Consider the following 14,779-nt stretch of genomic DNA (forward strand, 5'->3'; position numbering starts at 1 on the left):
ATCCTTCTAGTGACGTCCTACATGAATAGAGCTGGGAGCAAATGTGATGCCGACGCCGATCACATGCGTGACGCCGTTGTAAGCGTTCAGCGTCGACGACACACCGCTTACGTTCTGCGTCTGCGCCGTGTAGCTGAGATACGAAGAAAAGTTCCGGCCAAGTCTGCGTGAAACCTGCACTCCGCCGTAGAAACTGTCGGTGCCCGGTTGCGGCAGCGTCGAAGTGAGCAGCCCTGCAGTATGGGCATAGTTGCCTGAGAGCGAGCCGGACCAGTTGCGATCCAGTTGGCGCTGCACCACGAAGCCTACGTTGTCCGTGGTAGCTCCAAGTAATACACCCGAACCCGCGTTCACGCCCTGGTAATAGGCCAGGCTGGCTTGGGTGCGTTCGCCCCTGTAGTTCAGGGCCGCGCTGACCGAAGCGCTAAGACGCGCCGGAATCACGCCAGAGACTGAGCTGCTGCTCGTCCACTGTGGACCCGCGGAGAGGTCCATCGAAAACCTCTTGCTCAAGGCTCGCTCGAACGTCGCATTCACACCTTGCGAGTTGAAGGACAGGTTGCCCTGGTTATACAGGGGCGAGGCTCCGTAGTTGAACCGCGAGAAGACATAGTTCACGCCAACGGAGTCCCGCGCATCGATCCGGTGCTGCATGCCGACCGTTGCCATGGCCTGGGAGTTGTCGATTCCGATGTCGCTCAGAAACCGCTGTATCGTATACGACCCAGAGGCCTCGACGGATGTGCTTCCGGTGATCTTTAGCTCAGCGCTACCGCTCGCCGTATTCGTGATGCGCGTGGAGTAGTAGCTCAGGACGCTCTGGCTGCCGATGGGGTTGACCGGTATGGTCCCGATATCTCCCACGCCCGCCACGCCGGAGAATCCGGTCGTCGGCGAAGAAGGCAGATAGCTCACAAAGTCGGCTGCAACGAGAGTCCACTTCCGCGTCGCCAGTACCTGCGAGACGCCGAAGTTCTGAAAGGTCCCGGAGGGCTGTCCCGATGTGTTGGAGAAGAGATAGCCGCCGGAATAGAGCAGGCTCGTCGGATGTCGCTCGCTCGCCGTGATCAGGGACGCGGTGCCAATGATGTTGGTCGAACTCGTGGTGCCATTGTTTCCATTCGCACCGACGAGGACGGTCTCCGACGCGCCGAGAGAGTAGTTGAGCGTACCGCCCAGTTGGGGTGCGCCCAGCGAGGGGCCTGCCTGAATCGGCGGAACGATGACCGTAGGCGCCGCCTGCGAGTAAAGGCGAGGGGCCGCGAGGACGGTCAGTAGTGAGAGGGTGGTAAGCAGTGTCTTGTTCATTACGGCACCACGATCGTGTCGCCGGATTGAAGCGCGATTCCCTGGACATCGCCCTTCAGAGCGCTCTTGTAATTAAACGGAATCTTGATCTGCTTTCCCTGCGTGCCACGCAGGATGTAGATGTGCTTGGAATTTGCAAACGCCGTCAGACCGCCGGCCGCGGCGATGGCCTGCAAGGGAGTCATTCCGGCAGAGAGTGGGAGCGGCCCTACCTTCTGCACCTCTCCCACCAGAAAGATGCGATGGCTGTTGACGGCTGCCACCAGTACCGTCACATTCGGGTCCTGGATATATTTCTTCAGACGCGTGCTGATATCGTCGCCCAGCTGCATGGGAGTCCGGCCAGCGGCCATCAGGTCGCCCAGAAGCACAAGCGAGATCATTCCATCTGGACGGACCGGGAAGGTTCCCGAAAGGCTCGGCTCTTTCCAGACCGTGACTTGCAGAGAGTCATCCGGACCGATGACGTAGTTGGCAGCAATGCCGGCATCCGGGGTGGTGCTGGCGGGCCCTGTCCCCTCGGGTGTCACCACCTTGGTCGCCTGTGGTGCAGGCGTGACCAGCGGCTTCACCTGGGCGGAGAGAGCACCGCCCGAGAGTAAACAAAGCAGTACAAGGGTGCAAACTGTCAATCTCATTGCTCTTCCTGCTGACGCACCCGTAATTTGTCCTGAACCCTTTGGATCCACGGCGCGTCTTGGCATAGAACACTGCACAACAGTGGCCAAACGGGAAGTTTCCGGGGTGTGGAATAAAAAACTTATCAGTTGCTAAGAATCTCAATCAACCACTTGGAGATGTATTGCGTGAGTGAAAACTTTTGCAGGGTAAAACCGAAGCATTTTGGTACTACTTGCTAAATCTTTACCACTATACTCAGGCTGCATGCATGACATACACAAAATCTTGTGCCATACCCAACGTGGCCTGTCAATTGCAGTGATCTTCTCGTGATTGAAATTGAAAATACAGCGGTAGTGGGACACGTCGACACTTCCGCGGCAGCAGGCAGCTTCTCTCCGAACTTCGGGACGTGGAAGCAGCAATCCCGTGCCCTCCTTCCGCAGGCCTTGGTTGTCGGTATCTTCCTCGTCCTTCTTTACTGGAAGGTCAGCATCAAGCTCGTCTCCGACTGGTATCTCCTGCCGGATTTCTCTCACGGATTTCTGATCCCGTTTTTTGTCGCATTTCTTCTTTGGGACAGACGTGATCGCCTCGCGGCGGTGCCGATTCGCCCCAGCTGGGCGGGCTTGCAGCTCGTCGTCTTCGCCATTGTGGTGCTCATGCTGGGCATCTACGGCGCAGAGCTCTTCCTCTCCAGGATCTCCTTCGTCTTTCTGCTTGCAGGCATCGTCTGGACCCTCGCTGGCTGGCAGATGCTGCGCGAACTCCGTTTTGTCTTCTTTGTCATGCTCCTCGGCATTCCCCTGCCGGCTGTGCTCTTTAATCAGATAACGTTTCCGCTGCAGCTCATGGCCTCGCGTGTGGCCAGCGCTATGCTTCCGCTCTTCAACGTGCCAGTGCTGCGCGAAGGCAACGTCATTCAACTCGCTTCCATCCAGTTGGAAGTCGCAGAGGCCTGTAGCGGCATCCGGTCCTTAATGAGCCTCTTCACCGTCGCCGTTCTGTACGGCTACTTCATGCAGAAATCCAGAAGAAACCGTGTCCTGCTTGCACTCGCCAGCGTGCCTATCGCGGTTGCCGCAAATGTCTTTCGCATCGTGGGAACGGGGCTTTGCGTACAGTATTGGGACCCGGACAAGGCATTGGGTTTTTTCCATGAGTTTTCCGGCTGGCTCATGTTTGTCCTCTCGCTTGTCTGCTTGCACTTCGTGAATACACTGCTTTCAATCCGACGTTGGAACAAGGGGAAAACAGTATGAAGTCACCCCGGTTTCTCGTTCTCACTCTTCTTCTGCTTTTAGCCACTGGCGTCGTCTACTCCCGTGCCGACACGGACCGCGTGCCTCCGAGCACACCGCTGGACCAGCTTCCTAAAACCATCGATTCGCGCTCCAGCAACGAGATTCCCATCAGTCCGGACACGCTGCGTCTCCTTGGGAGTGGCAGCTTCCTCCATCGCATCTATCGAGGAACCACCCCTAGCGGCCTTCCCGACGACGCAAACGCGATCGGGCTTTTTATCGGATACTTCCCCACACAGCGGACAGGCCAGGCCATCCACTCCCCGCAGAACTGCCTGCCCGGAGCGGGATGGACGTTTCTCTCCTCTCGTAAGATTTCGCTCAATGGTATGGAAGGCGATGTCGGAGAATATGTCATTACCGATGGAACGGCGAAGCAGCTTGTCCTCTACTGGTACCGTTCCCACGGGAGAAGTATCGCCAGCGACTACGCAGCGAAGGCTTATATGATGGCAGACGCGATCCGCTATAACCGTACGGATGGCGCTTTGATCCGCGTCATCACACCGATGAGGGAACAGGAGTCGATGGAAGCCGCGCATGATCGGGCGACTCAATTTGCCTCGCAGCTGGTTACTTTGCTGCCAGAGTACATCCCGAATTAGATTGCAAAATTTGCGCTCGTTGAACGAAGCGCGGAACCACTATATTGACTGACTTGGAAGGAAACACTCGATGTCGAAGCCAACAAATCATTTCAAAATTCAGACCTCGGGCCTGATTGCACTCTGTCTCGTGACTGCCAGCATGGCCGGATGCTCGCGCGACCCCAATGTTCAAAAGGTCAAATACCTCGAAAGCGGCAAGCGCTACGAGAAGAGCGGCAAGTATAAAGAGGCCGCAATCCAGTTCGCGAACGCACTGAAAGCGGACAAAAACTACGGCGAAGCCCACTATGAGCTGGCGAAGAGCTACATCCAGATGGGCATGATGCAGGCTGGATATAACGAACTGGTTAAGACTGTGGAGTTGAGCCCCAGCAACATTCAGGCGCGATTGGACACCGGCAATCTCGCGCTTGCGGGCGGACAGCCCGACGCCGCGGAGGTCCAGGCCAAGGCCGTCCTCGCTGCGCAGCCCAACAACGCCGATGCCTATGCCATGCTCGCGAATGTTGCGATCCGTAAGGGCGATACCCCTACCGCTCTCACGCAGATCGGCAAGGCCCTCGCCATCGACCCCAACCGCGCTGCCTTCCACGCAACCTATGGGATGCTGCAGACTCTTAACCCGGCTACGCTTGCTCAGTCGCAGGGCGAACTCGCCAAGGCGGTCCAGCTCGATCCCTCCAACGCCGGTGCGCATCTTGGCCTTGCGGCCATCCTGGAAAAGAAGGGCGACGTCGCCGGAGCAGAGCAGCAACTCAACGCCGCCGTCTCTGCGGATCCCAAAAATCTGCAGGCGCGTGTCAGCCTGGCTGCGCTCTACATGCGCTCCAAAGATCAGCCCAAGGCGGAAGCGGTTCTGCGCAAGGCGACAGAAGACCTCTCCGAATCGACGCAGGGCTCCGACCTTCTGCGAAGCTATTATGCACAGCAGAACCAGATGGACCGAGCAGAGACCGCTTACGCCGACCTGACTGCCAAGCACCCCGGAAGCGTTCCTCTGAAGCTCGTCTACGCCCACATCCTCGTAGGCCGGGGAAAGATCGCACAGGCGACCGAAGTCTCGAAGGAACTGACGAAATCCAAGCCGAAAGACCCGCAGGTCGTCGTGCTCAACGCCATGCTTATGCTCAATGCGGGCAAGGTCGACGAGGCGAACAGTGCTCTTCAGGAGGCTCTGAAAGACTCTCCAGACAACCCGACCGTTCGTCTCTGGGCGGGTATGACCGCTCGCGCCAAGGGCGATATTCCCGCGGCGCAGCAGGACTTTCAGCAGGTACTGCAGGCTGAACCAGCCAACTTCGGTGCACAGAAAGGTCTCGCTGAAATCGCCAGCAGCAAAGGTGACTTCACTCTGCTTCGCCAGATCGCGGAGAGCACGATCGCCCGGTATGGAAATCTTCCCGATGGTTATCTCTGGCGCGGCACTGCGGAAGCCAATGAGCACGATCTGGACAAGGCCGCCGCAGACTTCCAGATGGCTTTGACCAAGGATCCCAACAACTCCGCAGGTCTGTTCGAACTGGCGCAGATCCGCATCGCGCAGCATCGCGTCGACGATGGACGAAAACTCCTCGAACAGGCAGTTTCGTCCAGCGCCAATGCCCAGGCGCTTCATCTCCTGACGGCGTTGGACATGCAGGCGAAGCAGCCGGACAAGGCCCTTGCTCGCATTCAACAGCTCATCGGCCGGTTTCCCCAAAGCGGAGCGCTCTACGACGAACTGGGCGCAGTGCAGTTGAGCCAGCATAACGGCGCCGGTGCAATTGCAAGTGCGCAAAAGGCGATGGAACTCAACCCCTCTGACGCTCAGGCGGTCAAGATCTACACGCAGGCGCAGATTCTTACCGGCAACGTCGGACCTGCTATCGCCAAGTGGGAGCAGTGGATCGGCGCGCATCCCAAGGATCCGCAGGGGTACGCTGTCCTGGGGCTTCTCGAAGAATCCGCTGGCGATCCTACCAAGGCGATGGAGTACTACAAAAAGACCCTTGAACTTCAGCCGCAACAGCCTGCTGCTTCGAACAACCTCGCCTACCTGATGGCGGAGCACGGCCAAAACCTGGATGTAGCGCTCACCCTCGCACAGACCGCCCGTCGCGGTCTTCCCAACTCCGCCAGCACGGACGACACGCTGGGTTGGGTCTACTTCCGCAAGGGTCAGTATGACTCGGCGCGAAGCTATCTCGAAGATGCCGCCAAGCTGGATCCCAATAACGCGTCCATCCACTATCACCTGGGTATGACCTACAGCCGTCTCAACCGGAAGCCAGACGCTCAGGTTCACCTGAACAAGGCCATCACCCTCGCTCCAAACACCCAGACCATGAAAGATGCTACGCAGGAACTACAGCGCCTGGGGTAACTTTTACGACTCCCAAAAATATGACCAGCAACGCTTCGTTGCTGGTCATATTTTTTTGATCGCCAGAGCAGCTCACCATTTGTCACTCCGCTGCGTTCTTGTGCTTCTACTACTCCTTTGTCATCCAGTAGCGCAGCGAAGGGATCTGCTGTAAAAACTGGCAAGCTGTATCACCTCCGCATAAGCAGCAACATCCGCTATGGCGGGAAATCTGGGGGCATCGCCTTCAGGATCGCAAGGCATGAGGCCTTCCGCTACATAGCCGACTGAAGATAAATGCCGCTGGCGCTGCCATCGCCGGCAGGGGAAGTGAGCTTGCAGGCGCAAAGCAAAACGATCGCAGCGGCGCGAAGGGCGACGTCCACTCGTCACCCGTTACACCCGGGGTGACCAAAAATAGAGGAAGTGGGAATGCTTTTCTCTTAATTTGGGGCAAAAAAAAGCCCGTTTGCGAGCGGGTTGGCTCGCAAACGGGCTACTACTTTTTAGAACTAAGCCGTGAGAGTACGACGACGACGGAAGAACGCGCCCGCGGATCCAACCAGGCCGGTGCCAAGGAGGAAGAGCGTGCTGGGTTCAGGCGTCGGTGCCAGTGCTGTAGCCGAGAAGGAGACGACCGGGGTCTTATCACCAAACTGCGAGCTCAACGAGAACGTACCATCCGTAATGACTCCGTTGAGGTCAATGGTTGCAAGGCCCGTAAGAGCGAGAGCTCCAGGTGTGTTCACAATCGTATCCAGCGAGTCGAAGAAGATCGTCAATGTGTTGGAGCCTTCCGTGATCGAAAAGATCTGGAACGGCGTAAAGATGGGGCTGAAGGTGAAGCTGTTTGCTGTCACTGCGGCGGCACTATCGAAAATCGTGAAAGAACCGGTCGTCGTAGCTGCCAGGACAGTAGGGTTGCCAACGAAGGTGAAAGAGGTGCTGTTATACGAGTTCGCGCCAGTAAAGGAGATTGCCCCGATCGTATCGGCAGAAGCATACGTAGAGGAACCAAGCAGAACGGCGAGAGCAACGAACAATTTAACTAAGAATGATGCTTTCATGAGCGCTCCATATAAATAACCGCTGATCGCGGGAGTTGTCGTGCGAGCATCCCGCAACCAGTAACTTCTCTACGCCGTGCGAGAAGGAACTCTATGGAGATAGCTCGATAGAACATCTTGCAACTGATGTTCCAAAGTAAAGAGGGCGATGATCTTTTTATTGCCTAAAAAACAGCAGGAATTCAGGGGGAAAAACTTGCAAACAAATGCTCAAGCTTAGGCAAAATAACTGCAACATCTTCTGTTCTGTCTTGATAGTGGAAGCGGAACGAACTCGGTTATTTCCGCTTCCGATAAGCAATACGGGCTAAACCAGCAACTCCACTGGCGACCATGAGCAGCGTATTCGGTTCCGGCACCGCTGGCGGAGTCGGCGGAATCACCGGAGGTCCGATCGGAGGTATTCCAGGTCCCGTCGGAATCGACGGGCTGGAGGGGATGATCGGTGACTCCGGTGTGACCGGCGGAACCGTTCCCGTAATCGTGGGCGGAGGCGTATCTACGGGAACATTGTTTACCACTCCCGGTGTGAACGGACGCGTAAGTGCATATGCAGGTGGAGGATCCGGGGGAAGCACGGTTGCCGTCTCGTCATTTGGAAGATCTCCGCAAACAATCTTGAAGCGCTTCATCATCTCTGCCGGCGTCAAATGCGGACGGCGCGGACGAGGATGATCGGCCACCGTGACAACACGGGGCTTCGGCTTGACGTAGCCCGCAACCTTGCGTTTGGCGTAAGCGCGAGCGCGACGTTGTGCCGTCACAGCTCGACGGACTCGCTGGTCGTTCTCGAGCTTCTGTCGATACTCAGCCACCCATTTCGAACAGTCCGGTGAAGCCGCGACTGTTCTGGCTGTTCCTACAGACACAGTCAGCAAAAGAAGGGTGAGGATAAGGCGACGACGCATTCAGGGCTCCCGGGGTGGCATCAGTCCAAGCTGTGCACTACACGTGTGTAAGCAGATGGGATGCCAAACACGCCGGAAGGAAATGGACAACCCTTCGGTGGGAACAAAAGGGAAAAGCAATACCACTTCTGTGGGACTCTTTCCCAAATACGGAAACTTGCCTACTTTTCCAGGTGATAGATCTTCAGGTCCCCATAATAGGGATCGACTACTTCTCCAACCAGCTTGCTTTGGACTTCTAGGTCTTTGAGGTCCTGGTTCAGCTCCAGGTAGAACCTGTCATCCGGCTCTCCCTGGGTCATCATGCGGTCGCCCACAATAAAATACCGCGCTCCGTAGAGGTCTGCTGCCATGTGCGGCGTGGTTCGCTCATAGGAGATAAAAGGATGATCGTGAAAAGCCAGCCAGAAGGTGATCGTCCCGAAAACCGTCGCATTTACTGGCACAAAGGCACGAAGCTTCGCGCCGAGCTCCGAATAGTTTGCCTTCCTGGCATTGTGGAGGAGAAGAAAATTGGCAGATGCCTGCACGACGACCACCGCTAAAGTGCCGTATGTTAACCACCTGCGGAGATTGGCCCGTTCTTCCGTCGCGCGAATCGCAGCTCCAACCGCCAGGGCAAAAAGCGGTCCAACGATCGCCACATAGCGGGACGACTTGTTCACGGTATAGATCAGCCACAGTATAGAGGGGACAAGAAGCACCAGTTCCACATAAAACCAGCTCCGCTTGTATCTCCAAAGCAGGTAAGACGCGAAGAGGAAGAAGAGAGGGATCGGCAGGCGAACTGGAAGAGAGCCCAGATGTCCCGAAAGCATGTGGAAACCGAGAACGTCTGAATATCTCCTTCCTTCATGCAAAAACTTTTCCAAAAGTGGAACTTTTATGGCCCTGTTGAGGAACTCCTCGTGGAAACCCTCCAAACCCCGTGGAGCTGTGAAAATCCATAGAGCAAAGGGGACAAGTCCTATGGCAAAGCCAATCCAATAGGTCAAAGCGCCGCGAAGGATGAAATCCCCGCGCTTCTTATCGAGGAAAAGGAAGAGTAAACCGAAAGAGATGAGATAGCCCAGCAGCGTAATGTGAAACATCGTTCCCGCCGCCATCACGAGTCCGCAGGCAAAGGCGTAGGCTGGCTTTCGCAAGTTCGCATACTTTTGCAGTGCCAGCAGACCGGCGAAGATACACATCGTCGTCAGCGCCTCGGGCCTTGCCGTACGCGAGGTCAGCACAAGCAGGTTATCGGTCGCGATGACGAATGTCGCACAGAGGGCCCCCGGAACTCCGAAAAGTTCCCTTGAAAGCCTATAGACCAATACGACGACCAGCAGGCCAGCGAGAACAGACCCGATGCGCGCTGCAATCTGCCCCGTGCCGAAGAGCTTGAAGCCAGCGGCGATCACAAGGGCTGTGCCCGGCGGCCGCGCGTCAAAGTGGTTCTCCAGTTCATTCGGTCCAAGCGCCGGATCGCGCATCCCGTCGCCATGCACCAGGGAATAGGCCGGTGCGGCGTACCAGCTCTCGTCCGTCACCCATCGATACGACAGAAACGGAAGCGTCTGCAGCAGAAAAAGCGCAATCGCCGCCAGAAGCCAGAGGTGTGTCCGTCTGGAAGTCGGTCTCCCGGTAGGAGGCGTCGATAGATCAGGCTGGTTGGGACGAGACAATAGGACCTCCGGAGACAGAGTCATCTTACGATGCCGAACTCTACAAGTTGCTGGGCATTCGTAGCGATTGAATGCTTCCGGAACCAAAAGGCTACGGACGCCGCATCCGATCGCGCTCCGCGCGATACCAACAGATCTCTCCGCTACGCGACGATAAAGCTGTCGCTCCGGTCGAGATGACGGAGATCTCACCCACCCCACATCACCACCGTCATTTTCGACCGAGCGCGTAGCGGGAGCGGAGAAATCTGCTTTGTTATGCGCCGAAGGCGCAGCCTCCCCCGTGCGTGTTTGCCGCTAAGATCTATAAACCGTTGAAATAAAGTAGTTTAATCGAAATTTTGCATTCAAAGCGCCATGCGAAATCCCCAAAACTTTGCGCAAAAAATTGCGCAAAGTGGAATATTTATATCCAAAAATGGTAAATAATGTGGCAAATCGAGTTGTCGAAGGCGTACGTTGAAGGAACTCGCTACTGCGAGCGGGCCCTTCACAGGGAATTGGAGCTTGATCATGAAGCCATTTCTTACTGCTACCGTTCTGACACTTGCACTTTCCATGTCCCAGCTCGTCTCTGCCGAAAACCGTTTTTGCCTTGGCGGCGAAACGGACCATCTCGACGCCGCCGGCAAACAGGCTTGCGCCACGCAGATCAAGTCAGCGCAGAAATTGGTTTCGCAGCACCCCGGCGTCGATAACTGGCATTTTGTTGTCGTGTGTGGTGAGACCGGATGGAGTGACTATGCCCTCTTCGCTCACGACAGCGCCACGTCGCTCCGCGAAGCATCGCTCGACATCAGCTACACCGATCGCACTATCTACCTCCGCGGCGATCGCCTCTCGGTAGAACCGACCAAGGCCGATCCTAAGCTGACCATGGCGCTTGTTGCCCTGTCCGCGGCATCCCACTCCACCACTACCCAGGGCGCGGAATAATCCTTTTTCGCTGCTCTCTGTTCCTGCTTCCAACCCAGCGAAGACGAGCTTATACTGGGCAAGTCGCGGGAGTAGCTCAATGGTAGAGTAGCGGCTTCCCAAGCCGTTGGTTGCGGGTTCGATCCCCGTCTCCCGCTCCAAAGTTCAGACACAAAGAAGCCCGGCTAATGGCCGGACTTCTCTCTTGCCACAACTGCTTCTCTTACTGCCGCAGACTCGCCGTCTTCGCAACCTGAGGTTTCGCCGTCGTATGCTCCTCAAGCGCCTGCGCCTCGGGAAGATATGTCAGTGCCTTGTTGATCGTCGGATCCCAGTCGGCACGGACCTTCAACCCCTCGATCTGTCCAAACTGCGAGGTCACGAGATCGGCCTTGATGCTCATCTTGACCCAGTCAAGATTGGCCGCAATGTCTTGATCGGTGTAATCGATCTTCTGCTCTTTCAGGAATGCCTTGAACTCCTGCATAACGGCGTCGTCGACCTGGAAGTCCTTTGTTACCGATCGGTTGGAGAGGTAGTGCTTCGAGAAGTTGAAGAACGCATAGTGCTGGGCCATGCCATTCTGGAACGGATTCGACTTTGGCGCTTCAATCTTCTCGTCCGGCGTAATGCCGCCGCCACCGTAGACCGTCCGTCCGCTGTCCGTCAGCTTCACTTCGCGGTTGGCGTTGTCTTTCTTGGACGCTCCATCGCGCACATAATAATAGTCATAGAGCGACACATTACTATAGTTGCGCTGGATCAGGCGTCCGCTGGGTGTGTAGTAGTGGAAGGTCGTCAGGGCCAGACCAGTGTTGTCCGCCACCTGGAATACCGTCTGGACCAGCCCCTTGCCGAAGGTCGTCTCGCCGACGATCAGGGCGCGGTCATGGTCCTGCAGGGCTCCGGAGACAATCTCCGCCGCTGAGGCCGTATTCCTGTTTACGAGGACCACAATCGGATAAGGCTTGCTGTCAGTGCCGCGGTTCGCGCGATAGACCTGGTCGGGATACGACCGCCCCTTCTGCGACACAACCACCTGTCCGCGCTGCAGAAACTTGTCCGCCATAGCCACGGCTTCATTCACCAGGCCGCCCGGATTGCTGCGCATATCGATCAAAAGGCCGTTCAGCGGACCAAAGCGCTCCAGGGCCTCGCCTACCTCGTGGCTGGTGGTTTCCATGAACTGTCCTACATGGATATAGCCCACGCCCGGCTTGATCAGAAAGGCAAGATCCACCGAAGGACGTGGAATTGAATCACGAATCAGGGAAAATACGAGCGGCTTCGGAGCGCCTTCGCGCACCATCGTCACCTGTACCTGCGTTCCTTTGGGCCCCTTGAGTGCCGTAGATACGGCCACGGAGTCCATGCCGTCCGTCGTTTTGCCGTCGACGGCCGAGATAATGTCGCCCGGGCGAATGCCGGCCTTGTAGGAAGGCGTTCCCTCAAAGGGAGCCAGGACCACGATCCGCTGGACACCGGCGATCAACTGGGGCTGGATGCTCATGCCGACGCCGTAATACTGTCCGTGCTGGTCCTCGCGCATCTGCGCGTAAGCCTTGGGGTCGTAAAAGCTGGAATGGGGATCCAGGACGTGCAACATGTTCGGAATCGCGCCGTCGTAGATGATCTTGTCGACCTTCTCGTTATTCAGGGGATCGGCATAGTTTTGCTCGATCACGCTGTAGACGTCGGTGAACTGATGCAGGCTGTCGCGCAGGGTGGACTCTTCGGTCGCCGCCTGTGCGCTTACCTTCTGGTTCATGAGGGACCCAACAACCGCACAGGTCGAAAGAAACAACGTCAGGGAGAGTACAGCGCGGGGCGTGCGGAAAGCCATCAGTCGTTACCTCTGGGACGCTGCCGTAGGCGACTCGCACGGCAGCAACTACCTCGGGACGGGGAGTCTTGGTGAGCTCCTCCACCCCTCGTGGGTAGGACGAAGTATAGCACCGGAAGGTTATCGATTTCCCCGGCAAACACCTCCCCAACGTAACGCCCACCACACCACTTTGCACAGTAGAATAGGAGCTAACCCGATACCGTCCGACGTCACCGCCAGTCCAAGCAGCAGGCACTCCGGTGGACGCACTTACGACGCCACGGGAAAGATTCTCTTTGCAGGTATTGATGACCGTCCGAATCTCGCAGCTCCGCTCCACCGCAGCCATTGCACTTAGCGCGCTTCTGGCCCTGTCCCTTACGGCATCCGCGCAGCTCAAATCGCCGCGTTATCAAAGCCCGGGCACGCTTCCCGCAGAGCCGCAGAGCACGATCCTGCCGTCCACTCCGGCCATCACGCCGGACGGTGTTGTGGTGGAAGATGTTGTTGTGCGCGTGAATGACCAGATCATTTCGCGTTCGGACGTGGAGCGCCAGGAGCAGCAGCTCCAGGCGGAACTGCGCCAAGGTGGTGCACAGGCGGGCGATCCGGCAGAGCGGCAGAAGAACATGCTCCGCGATCTGATCGATCAGCAGCTTCTGCTTTCGCGCGGCAAGGAACTCGGCATCACCGGCGACACGGAGCTGATCCGTCGCCTCGACGACATCCGCAAGCAGAACCACCTCGACAGCATGGAAGACCTGGAAAAGGCCGCCCGCGCGCAGGGTGTTTCCTTTGAAGACTTCAAGGCACAGATCCGGAACAGCATCATCACCTCCAGCGTCGTCCGCGACGAAGTCAGCCGCCATCTACAGATGACACAGGCCGACGAGCGCAAGTATTACGACGCGCATAAAGATCAGTTCGCTCAGCAGGAACAGGTTCGTCTCTCCGAGATCCTGATTCCTCTTCCCGCCGATGCTACGGACGCCGCCATTGCCCAGGCGCAGGCCAAAGCCGAAGAGACTGCCGCCAAGATCCGCGCGGGTGCAGCCTTTGCCGATGTCGCCAAAACGACCTCCGGCGGTCCCACCGCAGCGCAGGGAGGCGATCTCGGCTTCTTCAAGCGTGGTGGGCTGGCGCCGGTGCTCGAAGAGAAGACCTTCCCCCTTAAGGTTGGAGACTTTACCGCGCCCATTCGCACGCGCCAGGGCTTTGTGATCCTTCAGGCCACGGAGCACCAGGAAGCCGGTGTGCCTCCGCTTGCACAGGTGGATCAGCAGGTGCAGGAGGCCATGTATCAGGACCAGATGCAGCCCGCTCTCCGCGCCTATCTCACCCATCTGCGCGAAGATGCCTACATCGACATCAAGCCCGGCTTCGTAGATTCTGGTGCGTCGCCACTTCAGACCAAGCCTCTCTTCAGCGCTTACACGGCGCCTACACCGAAGAAGAAGGCTGCCCCCGCAAAGGCGCGTTTCGATCGCCACACCACGACCGCAGCAGCAGGTGCAGCTCCCGCCGCCGCTCTGCTGGCGCCGGTACAGCTCGACAAAAAGGGCCGCCCCAAGAAGATCAAGAAGGAAAAGATTCGCTACGGCCAGGCGCCTCGCCTCGCTCTCCCTGCCGCTCCTGACGATGGCACGAACACCGCAACGGGTGGAACCCCTGTGGCTGCGGCACCGGGTACGGCCATTGCACCCACCACCAGCGACAACACCGTTTCGGCGGCCAACGCCAGCGATGATCCGCTCGCGCCCCAGGCGGCTCCTGCGAAGAAGACACGCTATAGCTCGCGCGTTGTGGAAGTGCGTAAGGCAAAAGTCGAGAAGCTTGAAAAGAAGCAGGCCGACAAGATTGCAGCCACACCCAACGGCCCCAGCGCCGACGAGGTGAACTCCAAGAAGGTGCAGGCTGCTCCGCTGGGACTGAATGGCGATACGGCCACCAAGAAAAAGAAGAAGCGCAAGAAGGGTGAAGCCAAGGAGCGCTACTCGGAGAAGCCGGTAGAAAAGGCTGCTCCTCTGATCGACAACACGCAGCCGCGTCTGCCGAAGACGGATACGACTACGCCGAAGCCGACCTCGGACACCACGACGCTTCCACCCGCGAACCAGCCCGCGCCCGGCAGCACGGCTCCGGCTCCCGCAACTCCTGGAAATCCTGCTCCGAGCACCACCACGCTGCCTCCACAGTGATTTACTAATAGTAAGAA

General features: G+C 57.5%; 11 protein-coding genes and 1 tRNA gene. 6 read left to right on the forward strand and 6 right to left on the reverse strand.

Annotated elements, in window-relative coordinates; translation table 11 throughout:
• Positions 1-6: 6 nt before the first annotated feature.
• A complete protein-coding gene (locus ACIPR4_RS02910) occupies positions 7-1,308 on the reverse strand; it encodes a hypothetical protein (protein WP_013567154.1) in 1,302 nt (433 codons plus the stop codon).
• Entirely contained in the window at positions 1,308-1,946 is a 639-nt protein-coding gene (locus ACIPR4_RS02915) for a polysaccharide biosynthesis/export family protein (protein WP_013567155.1), read from the reverse strand. Before ACIPR4_RS02915 ends, ACIPR4_RS02910 begins: the two co-directional genes overlap by 1 nt.
• Positions 1,947-2,258: 312 nt before the next feature.
• Between ACIPR4_RS02915 and xrt the strand changes: the two genes are divergently transcribed.
• The 3 genes from xrt (at position 2,259) to ACIPR4_RS02930 (ending at position 6,203) form a co-directional block, all read left to right on the forward strand.
• Complete coding sequence (gene xrt, locus ACIPR4_RS02920; protein ID WP_013567156.1) at positions 2,259-3,191, forward strand: exosortase; 933 nt, start codon at positions 2,259-2,261, stop codon at positions 3,189-3,191.
• Complete coding sequence (locus tag ACIPR4_RS02925; RefSeq protein ID WP_013567157.1) at positions 3,188-3,838, forward strand: exosortase C-terminal domain/associated protein EpsI; 651 nt, start codon at positions 3,188-3,190, stop codon at positions 3,836-3,838. Before xrt ends, ACIPR4_RS02925 begins: the two co-directional genes overlap by 4 nt.
• 70 nt (positions 3,839-3,908) lie before the next feature.
• Positions 3,909-6,203 carry a tetratricopeptide repeat protein gene (locus ACIPR4_RS02930; protein WP_013567158.1) on the forward strand — a complete coding sequence of 765 codons (2,295 nt, stop codon included), beginning with the start codon at positions 3,909-3,911 and terminating at the stop codon, positions 6,201-6,203.
• 491 nt (positions 6,204-6,694) lie between these two features.
• On the opposite strand, the gene ACIPR4_RS02935 is transcribed toward ACIPR4_RS02930, so the two are convergent.
• The 3 genes from ACIPR4_RS02935 to ACIPR4_RS02945 form a co-directional block, all read right to left on the reverse strand.
• Positions 6,695-7,249, reverse strand: a complete 555-nt coding sequence (locus tag ACIPR4_RS02935) for a PEP-CTERM sorting domain-containing protein (RefSeq protein ID WP_013567159.1) — start codon at positions 7,247-7,249, stop codon at positions 6,695-6,697.
• Between the two features lie 278 nt (positions 7,250-7,527).
• Positions 7,528-8,157 (reverse strand): PEP-CTERM sorting domain-containing protein, encoded by a 630-nt coding sequence (locus tag ACIPR4_RS22890; protein ID WP_013567160.1) that lies wholly within the window; start codon positions 8,155-8,157, stop codon positions 7,528-7,530.
• Positions 8,158-8,318: 161 nt separating this feature from the next.
• Positions 8,319-9,824, reverse strand: coding sequence for an ArnT family glycosyltransferase (locus ACIPR4_RS02945; RefSeq protein WP_187290240.1), 1,506 nt, complete (start codon positions 9,822-9,824; stop codon positions 8,319-8,321).
• Between the two features lie 513 nt (positions 9,825-10,337).
• On the opposite strand from ACIPR4_RS02945, the gene ACIPR4_RS02950 reads away from it, so the two are divergent.
• Positions 10,338-10,760 (forward strand): hypothetical protein, encoded by a 423-nt coding sequence (locus tag ACIPR4_RS02950; protein ID WP_013567162.1) that lies wholly within the window; start codon positions 10,338-10,340, stop codon positions 10,758-10,760.
• 65 nt (positions 10,761-10,825) lie between these two features.
• Positions 10,826-10,900 (forward strand) — tRNA-Gly (locus tag ACIPR4_RS02955).
• A 62-nt stretch (positions 10,901-10,962) separates the two neighbouring features.
• Here the strand turns inward: ACIPR4_RS02955 and ACIPR4_RS02960 are convergent.
• Positions 10,963-12,582 carry a S41 family peptidase gene (locus ACIPR4_RS02960; RefSeq protein WP_013567163.1) on the reverse strand — a complete coding sequence of 540 codons (1,620 nt, stop codon included), beginning with the start codon at positions 12,580-12,582 and terminating at the stop codon, positions 10,963-10,965.
• A gap of 290 nt (positions 12,583-12,872) precedes the next feature.
• On the opposite strand from ACIPR4_RS02960, the gene ACIPR4_RS02965 reads away from it, so the two are divergent.
• Positions 12,873-14,762, forward strand: coding sequence for a peptidylprolyl isomerase (locus ACIPR4_RS02965; RefSeq protein WP_144312293.1), 1,890 nt, complete (start codon positions 12,873-12,875; stop codon positions 14,760-14,762).
• Positions 14,763-14,779 lie beyond the last annotated feature (17 nt).

Source organism: Terriglobus saanensis SP1PR4 (assembly GCF_000179915.2).
Lineage (GTDB): Bacteria > Acidobacteriota > Terriglobia > Terriglobales > Acidobacteriaceae > Terriglobus > Terriglobus saanensis.